Below are 16,545 nucleotides of genomic sequence, written 5' to 3'. Positions count from 1 at the left end.
GAGCCTGCGGCGTGCGCGTGGTGACCGAACGCGGGTTCACGCTGGAGCCCCAGTTCGCGGCGCACGCGCCGGCGATGTTCGAGCTGCTCTCGGACGCCGCGATCTACGAATTCGAGAACGAGCCGCCGGCATCGGTCGCGGCGCTGCGCCAGCGCTTCAAGCGGCTCGAGTCGCGGCGATCGCCGGACGGCTCGCAGCAATGGCTCAACTGGGTCATCCGCCTGCACTCGGGCGACGTCGCCGGCTACGTGCAGGCCACCGTGCACGGCGACGGGCGCGCGGCGCTGGCCTATGTGCTGGGCAGCCGCTACTGGGGCAAGGGCATCGCGACGCGCGCCGTGCGGGCGATGATCGGCGAGCTGCGCGCCAAGCACGGGGTGAACGACTGCATCGCGATCATCAAGTCGCGCAATGCGCGCTCGTCGCGGCTGCTGCAGCGCCTGGGCTTCCTCGGCGCCGGGCCCGAAACGCGCGCCATCGCGCTGGAAGACGACGAGCGCCTCTTCGTCCTCAGAGCCAACCCATCCAGCCGATGAAGGCTCCGGCGCCGAGCAGCCACAGCAGGTGGATGCGCGTGCGCCAGACGATCAGCGTGGAGACGACCGCGATGGCCCACACCGGCCAGTCGCGCGCGTGGTAGCTGCTGCCTGTCGCGAGGATCCAGCCCGTTGCGATCAGCAGCGCCACGACGATGGGCGCCATGCCCTGCTTGAACGCGCGCACGCCGCGCAGCTCGCGGTTGGCGTGGCCCCAGCGCGCGGCGAGGTAGGTGAGGGTGGTGCTGGGGATGAGGCTGCCCAGCATCGCAAGCGCCACGCCCAGGAAGGCCGTGCCCATCCCGCCGGCATTGAGGCCCACGTTCCAGCCCATCACCGCGACGAACAGCACGTTGGGCCCCGGGGCCGCCTGCGCCAGCGCGATGGACGCGCTGAACTGCGCATCGGTGAGCCAATGGCGCTCGTCGACGAGGTAGCGGTGCATGTCGGCCGCCGTCGTGATCGCGCCGCCCACGGCCAGGAGCGACAGCAGCAGGAAGTGGGCGAAGAACTGCAGCCAGTCGGCGCCGGTCAGCGTGATGCTCATTCGCGCGCCCCGAGCTTGAACCACGTGCCCACGCACGACAGCCCACCCACGCCGAGCAGGACCCAGGCGAGCGGCCAGCGCAGCACCACGATGCCGACGAAGGTGGCGACCCCGGCGGCGACGACGGCCGCCATGCCGAGCGGATGGGCGCGCAAGGCGCTCGCGAGCTTGATGCCGGTGGCCGCGATCAGGCCCGCGGCCACCGCCCCCATGCCGCGCAACGCGCCCGCCACGTGGGGGTTGTCCCCCAGGCTGGAATAGCCATACGCCAGCAGCAGCACGATCACCATCGGCGCGGCGAGCAGCCCCGCGACGGCGACGGCCGCGCCGCGCAGGCCGAAGTAACGGTGGCCCAGCATGAGGCCGAGGTTGATGACGTTGGGGCCGGGCATGACCTGCGCCACGGCCCATTCCTCCACGAACTCCTCGCGCGTGAGCCACTGGCGCCGTTCGACGAGCTCCCGCTGCACCACGGCCAGCACGCCGCCGAAGCCCTGCAGGGCCAGGAGCGTGAGCGCGACGAAGAGTTCGGTGAGCGAGGCCGGGCGCGGTCGCCCGGTCGGGTCGGTCATGCGCCGATTATCGCGACGCGGGCGGCGCGGGGCGTGTGGCTAACCACAATCCCGCGGCGACGAGCACGAGCGCACCCGCCACGGCGGCATGCACGGGCTCGCCCAGCAGGAGCCAGCCGCACAGCGCCGCCGCCGGCGGGTTGAGCGCGAGGAAGACGGTCACGCGCGTCGGCGACTCGTGCTTCAGCGCATAGAGCCACGTGAAGTAGCCGACGGCGCTGGAAACGCCCACGAAGCCGATCGCCGCCCACGCCGTCCCGGTGAACGCCCCCATGCGCTGGGGCCAGGCCTCGGGCAGCGCGGCGATCGCGAGCAGGCCGACCGAGGCGAGCATGGCCAGCGCGGACACGGGCACCGTCGGGTAGCGCTGCAGGTAAGGGCGGTACAGCACGCTGCAGGCCGCGCCGATGGCGGCCGAGGCCAGCACGGCAAGCTCGCCCCACCAGTCGCTGCTGCCGTGCGAGCCGAACTTCGGCGCCTGCGACAGTGCAACCCCACCGATCGACACGACGACGCCCGCGAGCAGCATCGGCGTGACCCGCTCGCGCCCCGCGCCGGCCGCGAACAGCATCGTGAGCAGCGGGAACAGGCTGAAGATCAGCGCCGCCTCGGCCGCGCCGATGCGCTGCAGCGCGTAGTTGAGGAGCGCGATCAGCACGCCGAACTGCAGGATGCCGATCGCCGCCATGCCGGCGAGGTCGCGCGCGCGGCTGTGAAGGGGCGGCGCCGCCAGCAGGGCCCGGGCTTCGCGCCATGCGAAGGGCAGGAGGCAGGCGCCGCCGATGGCATAGCGCAGCATCGCCAGCGTCAACGGCCCGACTTCCGCCACCGCGAGCCGCGACACGGCGATGCCCGCACCCACCAGCACGCTCGACACGGCCGCGGCCACCAGGGCGGGCGCTATAGCTTCAGCTCCCAGGTCTCGCTCGTCAGGTGCTGGCCGAAGGCGTCGTTGGCCTCGGCCTTCACGAGCTGGAAGCCACGCGACTCGTAGATGTGGCGCGCCGCGAGCAGGTGGCTTTGCGTCCACAGCACGAGCTTGCGGTAGCCCCTGGCGCGCGCAAAGGCGATGCATTCGTCGGTGAGGCGCCCGCCCAGCCCCAAGCCGCGTGCCTGCGGCGTGAGGATCAACAGGCGCAGCTTGGCGACCGTGGCCGATTGGCGCACCAGGAAGACCGAGCCGGCGCGCTCGCCATCGACTTCCGCGATCCAGGCCCTTTCCCAGCGCGCATCGAAGTCCTCGATGAACTTCGCGACGATGGACGCCACCAGCGCCTCGAATTCGACGGTGTAGTTCCACTCGGTGGCGTACAGCTCGCCGTGCTTCTGCACCACCCAGCCGAAGTCTCCCGGCTGGGGATCGCGCAGCAAGACGGTGCGCGGTTGCGCGGCGGCCGCATCGCGGTCCAGCACGCGCCGCACCTCGCCGATCGCGGCCATCAGGCGCTCGCGCTCGCGCGTGCCCAACGGCGCCAGCAGCTCGGCGGCCTCGTCGCGCGACTTCTGCTGCAGCGGCGCGAAGACGTCATGGCCCGCCTGCGTGAGCTTCAGCAGGCTCTGGCGCGCATCGGCGGGGGAGGGCACGCGCTGCAGCCAGTGGCGCGACTCGAAGCGCCGCAGGATGCGGCTGAGGTAGCCGGCGTCCAGGCGCATGTCGCGCGCCAGTTCGGACGCCGTGGGCTGGTCGCGGTGGGCCAGCTCGTAGAGCACGCGCACCTCGGTCAGCGAGAAGTCGGAGCCCAGGTAGGGGTCCAGCACGCCGATGCGGCTGGTGTAGAAGCGGTTGAAGCCGCGCAGCGCCTTGACGTGCGCGGCCGGGACGGACCGGCGGGCGGCTGGCATGCCTGCCATCGTCAGGCAATTACTTGCCGCTGTCAAGTAATGGCGCAACCGGATGACAGCGCCGGGCCCTTCGCCTATGCTGGCCGCGACAAGACAGGAGACAAGCATGGACAAGAGCCCCGACCGCACCCGGCGCCACCTGCTCGCGAGCGCCGGACTGGCGGCCGCCGCGGGCCTGGGCCGCGAAGCCTTCGCGCAAGCCGCCGCCCCGGCGCCGGCCACGCCCGCCGAGAGGCCGTTGCCGCCCTACGTCGCGTGGAAGAACCCCGCGCACCTGATCCAGCACACGGCGACCACCATCGAGACGAAGCGCAGCGCTTTCGGCACCAGCGTGATCACGCCGACCGACCGCCTCTACATCCGCAACAACCTGCCCGCGCCCGACGTCGCCATCGTCGCCGACCGCGACGGCTGGATGCTGGCGGTGGAAGGCGTGAAGTCGCCGGCCACGCTCTCGGTGCGCGACCTGAAGTCCCTGGGCCTGCACACGGTCGCCACGGTGCTGCAGTGTTCGGGCAACGGGCGCGGCTACTTCCCGACCAACCCGAGCGGCACCAAGTGGCAGGTGGGAGCGGCCGGCTGCGTGATCTGGAGCGGCGTGCCGGTGAAGACGGTCGTTGCGGCGCTGGGCGGGCTGGCCGACGGCGCGCGCTTCATCACCGGCACCGGCGGCGAGAAGCTGCCCGACGGCATCGACCCCCTCAACGTCGTCGTCGAGCGCTCGGTGCCGCTGACCAACCTGGACGACGCGCTGCTTGCGTGGGAAATGAACGGCGAGCCGCTGCCCCACGCGCACGGCGGGCCGCTGCGCCTCATCGTGCCCGGCTACAGCGGCATCAACAACATCAAGTACGTCAAGCGCCTCGCGTTCACGCCGGGCGAGACGCAGGCGGCCATCCAGAAAACGGGCTACCGCATGTCGCCGCCGGGCCAGAAGGGCGATCCCAGCCAGCCCGCGGTGTGGGAGATGGAGGCCAAATCCTGGATCAACGGTCCCGCGCCCGAGGCCGGGCCGGTGAAGGCCGGCTGGGTGCAGGTGCACGGCGTCGCCATGGGCGGCATGAATGCCGTGCGCCGCGTGGAGGTGTCGCTCGACGGCGGGCAGAACTGGAAGGAGGCGCGCCTGGTCGGCCCCGACCTCGGCCGCTTCGCGTGGCGGCAGTTCGTGCTGCCGGTGAAGCTCGAACCGGGCAATTACCAGCTGGCGTCGCGCGCGCAGGATTCGCGCTTCAACTGGCAGGCCGAAGCGACCCCCGACAACGCCGGCGGTTACCTCAACAGCGGCTGGCGCGCGCACGCGATCCGATTGACGGTCGCATGAAGTTGTCCGCCTGGGCGTTCGTGTTTCTTTCGCTGCCGGCGCTGGCGGACGAGGAGGGCAAGCGGCTGTTCACCGTGGGCGCCGTGCCGTCGTGCACGGTGTGCCATGCGCTGAAGGACGCGGGCGCCACAGGTGCCATCGGCCCCTCGCTCGATGAACTCAAGCCCGACGCGGCGCGCGTGGCCAAGGCGGTGAAGAACGGCATCGGCCAGATGCCGGCCTTCACGCAGCTGACCGAGGAGCAGGTGCAGGCGATCGCGCGCTACGTCGAAAAGGCTTCGCGCTAGACGCTCATCCCGCCCGAGACTTCGAGCACCGCGCCGTTGACGTAGCTCGCCTCGTCGCTCGCGAGGAAGCAGTACACGTTCGCGATCTCCTCGGGCGTGCCCAGGCGGTGCAGGGGCACGCGGTGCTTCATCTCCTGGAGCACCTTCTCGGGGATGGTGTCGAGGATGTGGGTCATGACGAAACCCGGCGCGACGGCGTTCACGCGGATGCCCTTGGGGCCGAGCTCGCGGCTCCAGGTCTTCGTGAAGCCGATCACGCCGAACTTCGACGCCGCGTAGTTGGTCTGGCCGAAGTTGCCGTACAGGCCGACCACCGAGCTCGCGTTGAGGATCACGCCGAAGCCCTGCTCGACCATCGGGTTCACCACGGCCTGCGCGCAGTGGAAGACGCCGCGCAGGTTCACGTCGATCACGCGGTCGAACTGCTCCGCCGACATCTTCTGCAGGCGCGCGTCCTGGGTGATGCCGGCGTTGTTCACCAGCACGTCGATGCGGCCGAAGCGTTCCAGCACCCCGCGCGCAGCCGTGTCGACCCCCTCGCGGTTCGTGACGTCGACCACCCAGCCCTCGGCCGGCGCACCGGCTTCACGGCAGCGACGGATGGCCTCGTCGATGCCGGCCTGGGTCAGGTCCCAGACGGCGAGCGACGCGCCTTCGCGCGCGAACTTCAGGGCGGTGGCCAGGCCGATGCCCTGGGCCCCGCCGGTGACGATGCAGACTTTGTCCTTCAGGCGTTGTGTCATCGGAGACGGCTTTTCGAAAAAACAAAAGCCGCGACCATACCACGCACGTCAGTACACCGGCTGGTGCGCGACGATGGCGTCCTTCACGCGCGGCGTGATGGCGAAGCCGGGCCCGTAGCGCTCGGCCAGCTGCGAGGCGCGCGCGCAGAAGCGCTCGATGCCCATGCCGTAGATGAACTGCATCGCGCCGCCGGTCCAGGCCGGGAAGCCGATGCCGAAGATCGAGCCGATGTTCGCGTCGTGCACGGTGGTGAGCACGTTCTCGGCCAGGCAGCGCGCGGTTTCCACGGACTGGCGGTACAGCAGCCGGTCCTGCAGGTCCTGCATGTCCCACGCCATGCCCGGCTTTTCGAACAGCTCCTGCAACTGCGGCCACAGGAACTTCTTCGCGCCCTTGTCCTGCGGGTACTCGTAGAAGCCCGCGCCCGCCGCACGGCCGTTGCGGTCGAACTCTTTCACCATGCGCTCGACCAGCAGTTCGCCCGGCGTCGCGATGTAGGTCCTGCCCTCGGCGCGGTAGTCGGCGCGCGTCTGGTCCAGAACGTGCACGGAAAGGGACAGCGCCGTTTCGTCGAGCACCGCCAGCGGGCCGACGGGCATGCCGGCCTGCAGGCCGGCATGTTCGACAACGGCGGCCGGGATGCCTTCGCCCAGCATCGCCGCGCCTTCCATCACGAAGGTGCCGAACACGCGCGAGGTGAAGAAGCCGCGCGAATCGTTCACGACGATGGGCATCTTGCCGATGTGCTGCACGTAGTCGAAGGCGCGCGCCACCGTCTCGTCGTCCGTCTCCTTGCCGCGGATGATCTCGACGAGTTTCATCTTGTCGACGGGGCTGAAGAAATGGATGCCGACGAACTTGCGGGCATCGCGGCTCGCCTTGGCCAGGCCCGAGATCGGCAGCGTCGACGTGTTGCTGGCGAAGAAGCCGCCGTCGGCGAGCTGGGGCTCGGCCTCCTGCGTGACCCTGGCTTTCAGCTCGCGGTTCTCGAACACCGCTTCGATGATGAGGTCGCAGCCTTGCAGGTCTGAAGCCGAAGCCGTCGGCTGGATGCGGGCCAGCAGTTCCGCCTGCTCGTGCGGTCCCATGCGGCCCTTCTCCACGCGCGGCTGCGTGACTTTCACGCTGTAGTCGCGCCCGTGCTGCGCCTTCTCCAGCGAGACGTCCTTGAGCACCGTCGCCACGCCGCGGGCGGCTTGCACGTAGGCGATGCCGCCGCCCATCATCCCGGCCCCGAGGATGCCGACCTTTTTCGGCACGTACCTGGGCACGTCCTTCGGGCGCGACTTCTTCGCCTTGATCGCGTTCATGTCGAAGAAGAACGTGTTGATCATGTTCTTCGTGACGGGCGAGGTGAACAGCTTCGCGAGGTAGCGCGACTCGATGCGCGTGGCCGTGTCGTAGTCGACCATCGCGCCCTCCACCATGGCGGCCATCGCCGCTTCCGGCGCGGGGTAGAGGCCGCGCGTCTTCTGGCGCAGCATCGCGGGCGCCACGGTCAGCGCGCCGGCGATCCTGGGGTTGGCGGGCGTGCCGCCGGGCATCTTGTAGTCCTTCGCGTCCCACGGGTGCTGCGCGGCGCCCGGGTTCGCGGCGATCCAGGCGAGGGCGGCCGGACGCAGCGCGGCGGCATCGGGCACGAGCTCGTGCACCACGCCCATCTCCAGCGCCTCCCGCGGCGGGAAGAGCTTGCCTTCGACCAGGTACGGCTGCGCCCCCATGAGGCCCAGCATCCGGGTCATCTTCGTCAGGCCCGTCGCCCCGGGAATGAGACCCAGCGACACCTCGGGCGTGCCGAACTGGATCTTCGGGTCGTCCACGGCGATGCGGTGATGGCCGATGAGCGCCACTTCCCAGCCGCCACCCAGCGCAGAGCCGTTGAGCAGGCTCACCACCGGCTTGCCGAGCGTCTCGAGCGTGCGGAAGTTCTTCTTCATCCGCTCGACTTCCTCGAAGATGCGCGGCGCTTCCGACGGCTGGATGCGCATCGTGCCCTTGAGGTCGGCGCCGGCGAAGAAGGTCGGCTTGGCCGATGCCAGCAGGATGGCGCGGATGGCGTCCCTGTCCTTCACGACCTGCGCGGTGGCTTCGCCCAGGTCCTGCTGCCACTGCAGGCACATCGTGTTGACGGCCGAATCCGGCTCGTCGAAGGTGAGTGTGGCGATACCGTCGGCCAGCTCGTAGCGGATGGTCTTCACGCGTCAGACCCTTTCCACGATGGTCGCGATGCCCATGCCGCCGCCGACGCACAGCGTGGCGAGCCCGTAGCGCAGCTTGCGCCTGTGCAGCTCGTCCACCAGCGTGTTGAGGATCATCGCGCCCGTGGCCCCGAGCGGGTGGCCCATGGCGATCGCGCCGCCGTTGACGTTGACCTTCTCGTGCGGCACGCCCATCTCCTTCATGAACTTCATGGGCACCGCGGCGAAGGCCTCGTTCACCTCGAAGAGGTCGATCTGGTCGATGGTCATGCCGGCTTTCGCCAGCGCCTTGCGCGCCGCAGGCATCGGTCCCGTGAGCATGATGGTCGGGTCCGCGCCGGACAGCGCGGCCGCGACGATGCGCGCGCGCGGCTTGAAGCCGTGCGCCTTGCCGGCCGCCTCGCTGCCGATCAGGATGGCCGCGGCGCCGTCGACGATGCCCGACGAGTTGCCCGCGTGGTGTACGTGGTGGATCTTCTCGACCTGCGGGTAGCGCGCGATCGCGACGTCGTCGAAGCCCATCGCGCCCAGCTGCTCGAAGGCGGGCTTGAGGCCCGCCAGGCCTTCCATCGTCGTGCGCGGCTTGATGAATTCATCCTCGGCCAGGATCACCTGGTCGAGGAAATCCTTCACCGGCACGACGGATCCCGCGAAGAAACCGCCTTCGCGCGCCTTCGCCGCGCGCTTCTGCGATTCCATCGCGAAGGCATCGACGTCGTCGCGCGAGAAACCTTCCAGCGTCGCGATGAGGTCCGCGCCGATTCCCTGCGGCACGAACGACGTCGCGGTGTTCGTCTGGGGGTCCTGTGCCCACGCACCGCCGTCCGAGCCGATGGGCACGCGGCTCATGCTCTCGACGCCGCCGGCCACCACCAGGTCTTCCCAGCCCGAGCGCACCTTCTGCGCGCCGATGTTCACGGCCTCCAGCCCCGAGGCGCAGAAGCGATTGAGCTGCACGCCGGCGCAGCGCCAGTCCCAGCCCGCTTTCAGCGCCGCGACCTTCGCGATCACGGAACCCTGCTCGCCGATCGGCGAGACAACGCCCATCACGACGTCGTCGACCTGGCCGGTGTCGAAATCGTTGCGGCGCTGCAGCTCGCCAAGCACGCCGGCCAGCAGGTCGACGGGCTTGACCTCGTGCAGGCTGCCGTCCTTCTTGCCCTTGCCGCGGGGCGTGCGGATGGCGTCGTAGACGAAGGCTTCGGGCATGGCGTTCTCCGGGTGGGCAAGCCTGCAGTATATTGACCAAGCACCTGCTTCGTAAAAATCCCTCCGCCATGATCGAACGCACGCTCTTCTCGCCCGACCACGAGGCCTTCCGCGACTCTTTCCGCCGCTTCTGCGACAAGGAAATCGCCCCCCACCACGAAGCCTGGGAGGAGCAGGGCTACGTGGACCGCGAGGTGTGGCGCAAGGCGGGCGCCAACGGCTTCCTGTGCATGACCATGCCCGAGTCATACGGCGGCGCCGGCGGCGACAAGCTGTACTCGGTGGCGCAGATGGAAGAGCTCGCGCGCGGCAACTACACGGGCATCGGTTTCGGGCTGCACAGCGAGATCGTCGCGCCGTATGTCCTGCACTACGGGACCGAGGCGCAGAAGACGCACTACCTGCCGAAACTCGCGAGCGGCGAGATGGTCGGCGCCATCGCGATGAGCGAGCCGGCCGCCGGCAGCGACCTGCAGGGCGTCAAGACCACGGCGATCAAGCAGGCGGACGGCAGCTACCTGCTGAACGGCAGCAAGACCTTCATCACCAACGGCTGGCATGCCGACCTGGTGATCGTCGTCGCCAAGACCGACCCGCAGGCGGGCGCGAAAGGCACCAGCCTCTTCCTCGTCGAGCGCGGCATGCAGGGCTTCGACAAGGGCAAGCGCCTGAAGAAGGTCGGCCTGAAGGCGCAGGACACTTCGGAGCTGTTCTTCGACAACGTGCGGCTGCCGGCGGACGCCTTGCTGGGCGGCGAGAACCGCGGCTTCGTGTGCCTGATGGAGCAATTGCCCTGGGAGCGCATGCAGATCGCCGTGACGGCCATCGCCAGCGCGCAGGCGGCCATCGACTGGACGGTGGCCTACACCAAGGACCGCAAGGTGTTCGGCCAGCCCGTCGCCAACTACCAGAACACGCGCTACAAGCTCGCCGAGCTGCAGACCGAGGTGCAGGTGGGCCGAGTGTTCGTCGACAAGTGCCTCGAACTCGTGTGCGCGGACAAGCTCGACACCGCCACCGCCAGCATGGCGAAGTACTGGACGACCGACCTGCAGTGCAAGGTGATGGACGAATGCGTCCAGCTGCACGGCGGCTACGGCTTCATGTGGGAGTACCCCATCGCCCGCGCCTATGCGGACGCGCGCGTGCAGCGCATCTATGGCGGCACGAACGAGATCATGAAAGAGGTGATCACCCGGGCAATGGGCATCGGCGGGCGCTGAAGAGCTGCCGCCGGCCGTGCTTGACAAGCCGCAGCGCGCCGCTAAACTAAACCACATGGTTAACCATTGAACCGGAGGCGATCGATGAAGTACAGCGGCAGCTGCCACTGCGGCAAGGTGGCTTACGAAGTGGAAGGAGAGATCGACAGCGCGATGGCGTGCAACTGCTCCATGTGCCGGCGCAAGGGCTCGCTGCTGTGGTTCGTGACCAAGGACAAGTTCACGCTGAAGACGCCGGACGGGAACGCATCGACCTACCTGTTCAACAAGCACAAGATCCGCCACCGCTTCTGCCCGGTGTGCGGCATCCACCCGTACGCGGAGGCGGTGAACCCGAAGACGGGCGCGCCCACGGCCGCGATCAACATCCGCTGCCTCGAAGGCGTCGACCCCGACAAGGTCAAGGTCACGCATTTCGACGGCGCATCGATCTGACCCGCAAGGAGAGAGCATGGATCCCGTCGTCCATTTCGAGATGCCCTACGACGACCGCGAACGCGTCGCGAAGTTCTACCGCACCGTCTTCAGCTGGGACCTGAAAATGCTCGGTGAAGACATGGGCAATTACGTCCTGGCCACCACGGCGACGCCCGGCGAGCGCGTGGGCCACGAAGCCGCCTACGGCGCCATCGGCGGCGGCTTCTTCAAGCGCAACAACGACTGGCCGGCGCAGTACCCGTCGGTCGTGATCGCGGTGCAGGACATCCGCGCGGCGATGAAGAAGGTCAAGGACGCCGGCGGTGAAGTGCTGGGCGAGCCGATGCCCATCCCCGGCGTGGGCGACTACGTCTCCTTCCTCGACACCGAGAAGAACCGCGTCTCGATCCTGCAGCCGCTGCCCATGGGCAAGGGGTGACCGAGGCGCTCGACCTCGTCTTCTGGGCGCTGTCCGACGCCACGCGGCGCGACATCGTCCAGCGCCTGCAGCAGGGGCCGGCGAGCGTGTCCGAGCTGGCGCAGCCCCACGGCATGTCGCTGCCCGGTTTCATGAAGCACTTGCGCGTGCTCGAGGATGCCGGGCTGGTGCAGCGCGAGAAGGAAGGGCGGGTGGTTCGCGTCGAACTGCTCGCCGAACCCATGCGGGAGGCCGCGATGTGGCTCGCGCATTACGAGAAATTCTGGAACCGGCGCTTCGACGCGCTCGGGCGTTTCCTCTACCACCAGGAGCAGGTCGACCCATGGCCGAAACCCAGGACAAGCCGGTCCTCGAAATCACCCGCCGCTACGACGCGCCCCCCGAAAGGGTCTGGCAAGCCTGGACCGACGCGCAAGCGCTGACGCGCTGGTTCGGGCCGGGCGGCACCGACTCGGTTACACAGGCCGACCTGGACGTGCGCCCGGGCGGCCGTTACACCATCGCCTTCCGCACGCCCGATGGCGAGGAGCACCGCGTCTCGGGCGTGTACGAGCAGGTGGCTGCGCCGCGCCTGCTCTCGTTCACCTGGGCCTGGCAGTCCACGCCGGATCGCGTGTCGTTCGTGCAGGTCGAGCTGGTGCCCGACGGCGGCGGCACGCGCATGCACTTCCGCCACGACCGCTTCTTCGACCGGTCGGCGCGCGACAACCACGAGCGCGGCTGGACCGCGACGCTGGCCAAGCTGGATGCGCTCATGGCCTCCGGGTAGCTCGGCGGTTGCGCTTGGCAATAACTGATGCGCTTGCAATCACAGGCGTATCAAGGGCCTGTGGCACTCTCGCGCTGTCCTATTAGAGCAGTGCCATGAACCTCGTCGTCGCCTCCCGGCATGAAACTCCCCTGATGCGTTTCGTCGTCGAGGGACCGTGGGAGGACGGGGACGCGCTCAAGCTCGCCTACTTCATCAAGGCCGCCATCGCCCGCGTGCGCGAAGAGCGCGTGCTGCTGGACCTGCGCCGCGTGAAGACGCCGCCCGGCAGCCAGGGCAAGTTCCTGATCTGCGACCGCCTGCGCCGCGCGCTCTACCCGCACGTGCGCATCGGTCTGGTGACGCCGCCGGAACTGGTGGAACCCGTGCCGCCCGCGGCCAACGACGGCGCCGACGTGGCCGTCTTCAGCGCCGAGCACGAGGCGCTGCGCTGGCTGCGCGTGCCGGTGCGCGCCTAGAGCGCGCGGTTCAGGTCGACCTCGAGGCCGGCCTTCTTCATCTCGCGCGCCAGCAACAGGCGCCAAAGCCCGTCTTCGTCGGGCTTCACGTGCACGCAGCCGGCCAGCGCCTGGGGCACTTCGTCCGCCAGCAGCGCGATGCGCTGCTTGCCCACCAGGGCCAGCAGGAAGCCGATGGCCAGCATCGTCGCGTCGCCGCCCGCCGTGCCGATGACGATGGCGTAGCCGGCATCGCGCGCGCCGTCGAGGCGGTCGACCGTGGGCGAATCGATGACGGCCATCTCCATCCCGAGCTGCGCGAGCAGTTCCGCCGCGCCGGCGCCGGCGTCGCCGTCACCCAGGACCAGGACGCGCCCGGAGGCGGTTGCGGAAGGGGCGGCGGCAGGAGTTTTCATGGGCATCGGTGCGGGTGGGGGCTTGGGGGCCGGCGCCTGCGTCGGTGCGGGCGTAGGCGCGGGTGTGGGGGCAGGGGCGGGCGCGGCGGTGGGTGCGGATGTCGGCGCAGGGGTGGGCGCCGGGGTCGGCGCCGGCGTTGGGACAGCGGTGGGAGCGGGTGTCGCGGGCGGCGGCGGCGCGGGCGTGGCCTTGGGCGCGGGCGCAGCCTTTGCCGGCGGGGGCGCCTCGCCCGACAGCGCGGCCTTCATCGCCTCGATCGCCGCTTCGATGCCGCTCGCCGCCTTGCCCAGGCCGTTCTTCACGCCTTCGCGGTACTCGTCCATCGAGTAGTGGTCGCCGAAGGTGGTGTCGAGCTCGCCGTCGATCGGCTTGAGCTTGTGCCGGGCGTATTCCGGGCTGCCCATGCCGAGCATGTCCGAGAGCAGGTTGTTCACGCGCTTCTGGAAGGTCTCCAGGCGGTCGTCGCGCCGCTCCTTCATCGTCTTCACGTCGAAGGCCTTGACGTCCCTCAGGATGCGCTGCAGCTTGGCGACGCCGTCGTCGAGCGTCTGGCGATCGAGGTCGGCAAAGGTGGTGCGGGCGCTGGAGCGGGACATGAGCCCCGCGAGTATGCCCAAGCCCAGCCGCGGCGCCAAAAAGAAACCCCCGGAGCTTGCACGCCGGGGGCTAAGAGCCGGGGGAAGAAACTTGAAGAAAACCCGGCCACTTGGTTGGACCGCATTGTGCTCCCCGGGTTCCACGATGGGGCCTTGTCCTACACGCGCGCAGGACAAGGGTCCGGATACTGTGTCGGACAAGGCCGGCAGTGCTGGCGAGGAGACGGCATGGAGCGCATCACCGGGCCCTTCAACGGGTTCTACATCGCCAGCTACGCGGGCGAGTCGGGCGGCCTGACACCGAGTTTCTACGCGTACGCGAAGATCTGCCGCGGCAAGCCCGACAACTACTGGGACGCGCACTGCTGCGCGAAGATACCCGGTGAACAGCTGCATCCCACGGCCCAGCGCGCCATCGCCGAGGCAGAGAAGCGCGCCCGGGAGCACACCGGCGCCCTGGCGCCGTTCGCTTTCGCCAAGCCGGGCGGCGCCGCGCATTACGGCTGAGTTCGCTGCGCTGCAGCGCGTGAATATCTCACGACGGTGCGCACCTGTTGTGCACCGCATAACCATGCCCATAGCCGGAACTCCCGGCTCTCTGTAGGATTGCACTGACAGAGGCTGAAAAGCCCGGCGAGTGGTTTTCGCGGCGACTGCAGAGCAACAACAACGACTTCCCGTCGCACCCCTCCGCCGGACCTACCGGCTTCCCCGGATTTCTTGGATGTAACCGCGCACCGGCGCCGCCGGCGCGCCGCGATGTGCCTGCGCACGAAAGAAACGACCATGTCGGATTTGTCGGCGAACCCCCAACCTGGACCTGAAGCCCCCAACGCGCCCGCGACGCGCAGCTTCTGGCTGCGCGCCAAGAAGGCGGCGGCGCGGGTGCAGGACTGGTTCGCCATCCAGCCTTTCGCGATCAAGGCGTTCGTCATCGCCGCGATGGTTCTGATCCCGGTCACGACGACCTATTCGTTCGCGCTGCTGCAAAAGCAGGCCGAGATCGCCGAGCAGGTGAAGATCATGGGCGCGGGCGAGATGCCCGATGCCGCCGCGGCCATCAACGCCAGGCTGCCGATCGTGTTCGGCACCGGCTCGCTGGTCGGCTTCCTGGAGCAGAACCCGGCCGACCGCATCACGGTGATCTACAAGCCGCTGATGTGGAACATCTCCGAGCGCATCGTGGTGGTCGAGTCGCAGGGCAAGCAGTACGCCTGGTACCCGAGCGACATGGAGACGAAGATCTTCTCCGAGCGCGCCGTCAATTCGCCGTGGGGCGGCAAGCTCACGTTCGTGCCGCGCGCGGACCTCGACAAGCAGTCCATCGACGTGCTCGAGCGCCTCGACCAGCGCTTCGGCAACGCGCGCCCGCAGTCCGAGAAGGACGGCTGGAAGGCCGGCGTCTCCGGTGTCCTGTCGGCCACGCTCACGCTGGGCCTGATCGGCTTCCTGTTCTTCCAGCTCAAGGGCCAGTTCAAGTCGCTCAAGTTCCTGGAGCCCACGCAGGTGCACGGCTCCATCGACGACCTGGTCGGCATGGACGACATCAAGGAAGAAGTCTTCCAGATCAAGGACCAGTACCAGCGCCGCCAGGAATATGCCGACTACGGGATCAGCAAGCCGTTCAACGTGATGTTCAGCGGCCCCGCGGGCACGGGCAAGACCAAGCTCGCCAGCTACCTCGCCAAGGAGCTGGGCCTGCCGATCCTGTTCCACTCGGCCGCGAACCTGGAGACGGGTTTCGTCGCCGGCGGCTCCAACACGCTCTCGCGCATCGTGGGCATGGCCAAGCGCCGCAAGCGCTGCATCGTGTTCCTCGACGAGGCGCAGGACCTGTTCATGAAGCGCGGCGGCCACCGCAAGTTCGACGACGACACGCAGAACATGCTGCTGGCCATCCTCGACGGCGTGCGCACGAAGAGCGAAGCCGAGATCATCTGGATCGTCGCCTCCAACTTCAACAGCGAGCAGATGCAGATGGACGAAGCCATGCTGCGCCGCTTCCAGATGAAGGTGGATTTCCGCCTGCCGAACAAGGAAGAGCGCCTGGCGATCGTCGAGTACTACCTCGCGCAGCGCGCCGACAAGGTGATGCCGGACCTCGACCTGGCGCACCTGGTGGAAGTGACGGAGGGCCGCAGCCCCGCCGACCTCGAGACCATCGTCAACCAGGCCGGCATCAGCGCCGTGCAGGTGGGCGCGATGATCGACGGCGACACGCTGATGAAGGCCGCCGAGCGCGTGCTGGTGGGCAACGTCAACTCCAACACCACGAAGGAACGCGAGCGCGACCGCCGGATCATCGCGATCCACGAGTGGGGCCACTTCCTGGTGGACTTCGACGCCGAGCGCAAGGTCGCGAACAACGACTGGGACAAGATCGCCCAGGACCTGAAGACGCTCAAGATCTCGCTGAAGGCCAACCCGCGCAACAACGCGCTGGGCTTCGTGTTCCACAAGCAGGGCGCCAACCTGCTCAAGACCAAGTCCGACATCGAGCACGACGTGCGCGTGCTGCTGGGCGGCATGGCCAACGAGGAACTGTTCTTCGGCGAAGAGGGCACGACCAACGGCGCGCACAACGACATCACGCGCGTGACGAAGCTCTTGCACCACGCGGTGGCCGAGATGGGCATGTACCGCAAGACGCGCCTGAACTTCGGCGCGCTGTCCGAGAGCGGCAAGAACCTCGACGAGGAAACGCGCGGCATCATGGAGCAGCAAAGCGAGCGGCTCTACGGCGAGACCAAGGCGGTGCTGGCACGCATGAAGCCGCTTACCGAGCACCTGGCCGGCAAGCTGATGGAAAAGGGCGAGATGAGCCTGAAGGAAGCGCTCTTCGAGATCCGCAGCTTCGAAGCCGCCTGCTACGAGTTCTCCAACCGCGCGGGCCTGGCGCAAGCCAATCACTGACACGTGGACGTGTCACCCCGGCGCAGGCCGGGGTCCGCCGTCCGACAGGCCGCAATTCCGGCCACCCACACCGGGTCC

General features: G+C 68.7%; 19 protein-coding genes. 11 read left to right on the top strand and 8 right to left on the bottom strand.

Features of this window, described 5'->3' with window-relative positions; genetic code table 11:
* Positions 1 to 11 precede the first annotated feature (11 nt).
* Positions 12 to 536, top strand: coding sequence for a GNAT family N-acetyltransferase (locus WG903_RS13965; protein ID WP_340076374.1), 525 nt, complete (start codon positions 12 to 14; stop codon positions 534 to 536).
* Here WG903_RS13965 and WG903_RS13960 read toward each other — a convergent pair.
* The 4 genes from WG903_RS13960 to WG903_RS13945 are packed head-to-tail and all read right to left on the bottom strand — an operon-like array spanning position 511 to position 3,497.
* Entirely contained in the window at positions 511 to 1,083 is a 573-nt protein-coding gene (locus WG903_RS13960) for a chromate transporter (RefSeq protein WP_340076372.1), read from the bottom strand. The genes WG903_RS13965 and WG903_RS13960 overlap by 26 nt on opposite strands.
* A complete protein-coding gene (locus WG903_RS13955) occupies positions 1,080 to 1,655 on the bottom strand; it encodes a chromate transporter (protein ID WP_340076370.1) in 576 nt (191 codons plus the stop codon). Before WG903_RS13955 ends, WG903_RS13960 begins: the two co-directional genes overlap by 4 nt.
* Positions 1,656 to 1,662: 7 nt before the next feature.
* Positions 1,663 to 2,544, bottom strand: a complete 882-nt coding sequence (locus tag WG903_RS13950) for a DMT family transporter (RefSeq protein ID WP_340076368.1) — start codon at positions 2,542 to 2,544, stop codon at positions 1,663 to 1,665.
* A gap of 11 nt (positions 2,545 to 2,555) precedes the next feature.
* Positions 2,556 to 3,497, bottom strand: coding sequence for a bifunctional helix-turn-helix transcriptional regulator/GNAT family N-acetyltransferase (locus WG903_RS13945; protein WP_340076366.1), 942 nt, complete (start codon positions 3,495 to 3,497; stop codon positions 2,556 to 2,558).
* A 106-nt stretch (positions 3,498 to 3,603) separates the two neighbouring features.
* Between WG903_RS13945 and sorT the strand changes: the two genes are divergently transcribed.
* Positions 3,604 to 4,818 carry a SorT family sulfite dehydrogenase catalytic subunit gene (sorT, locus tag WG903_RS13940; RefSeq protein ID WP_340076364.1) on the top strand — a complete coding sequence of 405 codons (1,215 nt, stop codon included), beginning with the start codon at positions 3,604 to 3,606 and terminating at the stop codon, positions 4,816 to 4,818.
* Positions 4,815 to 5,105: a SorU family sulfite dehydrogenase c-type cytochrome subunit gene (sorU, locus tag WG903_RS13935; RefSeq protein WP_340076362.1), complete on the top strand. Its 291-nt coding sequence runs from the start codon at positions 4,815 to 4,817 to the stop codon at positions 5,103 to 5,105. Before sorT ends, sorU begins: the two co-directional genes overlap by 4 nt.
* Here the strand turns inward: sorU and WG903_RS13930 are convergent.
* The 3 genes from WG903_RS13930 to WG903_RS13920 are packed head-to-tail and all read right to left on the bottom strand — an operon-like array spanning position 5,102 to position 9,256.
* Positions 5,102 to 5,848: a beta-ketoacyl-ACP reductase gene (locus WG903_RS13930; protein WP_340076359.1), complete on the bottom strand. Its 747-nt coding sequence runs from the start codon at positions 5,846 to 5,848 to the stop codon at positions 5,102 to 5,104. The two genes, sorU and WG903_RS13930, sit on opposite strands and share 4 nt — an antisense overlap.
* Positions 5,849 to 5,896: 48 nt before the next feature.
* Entirely contained in the window at positions 5,897 to 8,047 is a 2,151-nt protein-coding gene (locus tag WG903_RS13925; protein ID WP_340076357.1) for a 3-hydroxyacyl-CoA dehydrogenase NAD-binding domain-containing protein, read from the bottom strand.
* 3 nt (positions 8,048 to 8,050) lie between these two features.
* Positions 8,051 to 9,256, bottom strand: coding sequence for an acetyl-CoA C-acetyltransferase (locus WG903_RS13920; RefSeq protein WP_340076355.1), 1,206 nt, complete (start codon positions 9,254 to 9,256; stop codon positions 8,051 to 8,053).
* 68 nt (positions 9,257 to 9,324) lie between these two features.
* On the opposite strand from WG903_RS13920, the gene WG903_RS13915 reads away from it, so the two are divergent.
* The 6 genes from WG903_RS13915 to WG903_RS13890 all read left to right on the top strand — a co-directional run bounded on the left by WG903_RS13915 (position 9,325) and on the right by WG903_RS13890 (position 12,562).
* Positions 9,325 to 10,479 (top strand): acyl-CoA dehydrogenase family protein, encoded by a 1,155-nt coding sequence (locus tag WG903_RS13915; protein WP_340076353.1) that lies wholly within the window; start codon positions 9,325 to 9,327, stop codon positions 10,477 to 10,479.
* A gap of 84 nt (positions 10,480 to 10,563) precedes the next feature.
* Positions 10,564 to 10,914 (top strand): GFA family protein, encoded by a 351-nt coding sequence (locus WG903_RS13910; protein WP_340076351.1) that lies wholly within the window; start codon positions 10,564 to 10,566, stop codon positions 10,912 to 10,914.
* Positions 10,915 to 10,930: 16 nt separating this feature from the next.
* Positions 10,931 to 11,335 (top strand): VOC family protein, encoded by a 405-nt coding sequence (locus WG903_RS13905; protein WP_340076349.1) that lies wholly within the window; start codon positions 10,931 to 10,933, stop codon positions 11,333 to 11,335.
* Positions 11,332 to 11,757: an ArsR/SmtB family transcription factor gene (locus WG903_RS13900; protein ID WP_340076347.1), complete on the top strand. Its 426-nt coding sequence runs from the start codon at positions 11,332 to 11,334 to the stop codon at positions 11,755 to 11,757. Before WG903_RS13905 ends, WG903_RS13900 begins: the two co-directional genes overlap by 4 nt.
* Positions 11,658 to 12,104, top strand: a complete 447-nt coding sequence (locus tag WG903_RS13895) for an SRPBCC family protein (protein ID WP_340076345.1) — start codon at positions 11,658 to 11,660, stop codon at positions 12,102 to 12,104. Before WG903_RS13900 ends, WG903_RS13895 begins: the two co-directional genes overlap by 100 nt.
* Before the next feature lie 95 nt (positions 12,105 to 12,199).
* The gene (locus WG903_RS13890) at positions 12,200 to 12,562 is read left to right on the top strand and encodes a hypothetical protein (RefSeq protein ID WP_340076343.1); all 363 of its coding nucleotides are present in this window, start codon (positions 12,200 to 12,202) and stop codon (positions 12,560 to 12,562) included.
* Here WG903_RS13890 and WG903_RS13885 read toward each other — a convergent pair.
* Positions 12,559 to 13,554: a hypothetical protein gene (locus tag WG903_RS13885; RefSeq protein WP_340076341.1), complete on the bottom strand. Its 996-nt coding sequence runs from the start codon at positions 13,552 to 13,554 to the stop codon at positions 12,559 to 12,561. The genes WG903_RS13890 and WG903_RS13885 overlap by 4 nt on opposite strands.
* Before the next feature lie 228 nt (positions 13,555 to 13,782).
* Between WG903_RS13885 and WG903_RS13880 the strand changes: the two genes are divergently transcribed.
* Both WG903_RS13880 and WG903_RS13875 read left to right on the top strand, forming a co-directional pair.
* A complete protein-coding gene (locus WG903_RS13880) occupies positions 13,783 to 14,061 on the top strand; it encodes a hypothetical protein (protein ID WP_340076339.1) in 279 nt (92 codons plus the stop codon).
* Positions 14,062 to 14,340: 279 nt separating this feature from the next.
* Positions 14,341 to 16,467 carry an AAA family ATPase gene (locus tag WG903_RS13875; RefSeq protein ID WP_340076337.1) on the top strand — a complete coding sequence of 709 codons (2,127 nt, stop codon included), beginning with the start codon at positions 14,341 to 14,343 and terminating at the stop codon, positions 16,465 to 16,467.
* Positions 16,468 to 16,545: the final 78 nt, after the last annotated feature.

The organism is Ramlibacter sp. PS4R-6 (assembly GCF_037572775.1).
Lineage (GTDB): Bacteria > Pseudomonadota > Gammaproteobacteria > Burkholderiales > Burkholderiaceae_C > Ramlibacter.
The sequence above is the reverse complement of the archived record's forward strand: the minus strand, read 5'-3'. Positions and strand labels throughout refer to the sequence as shown.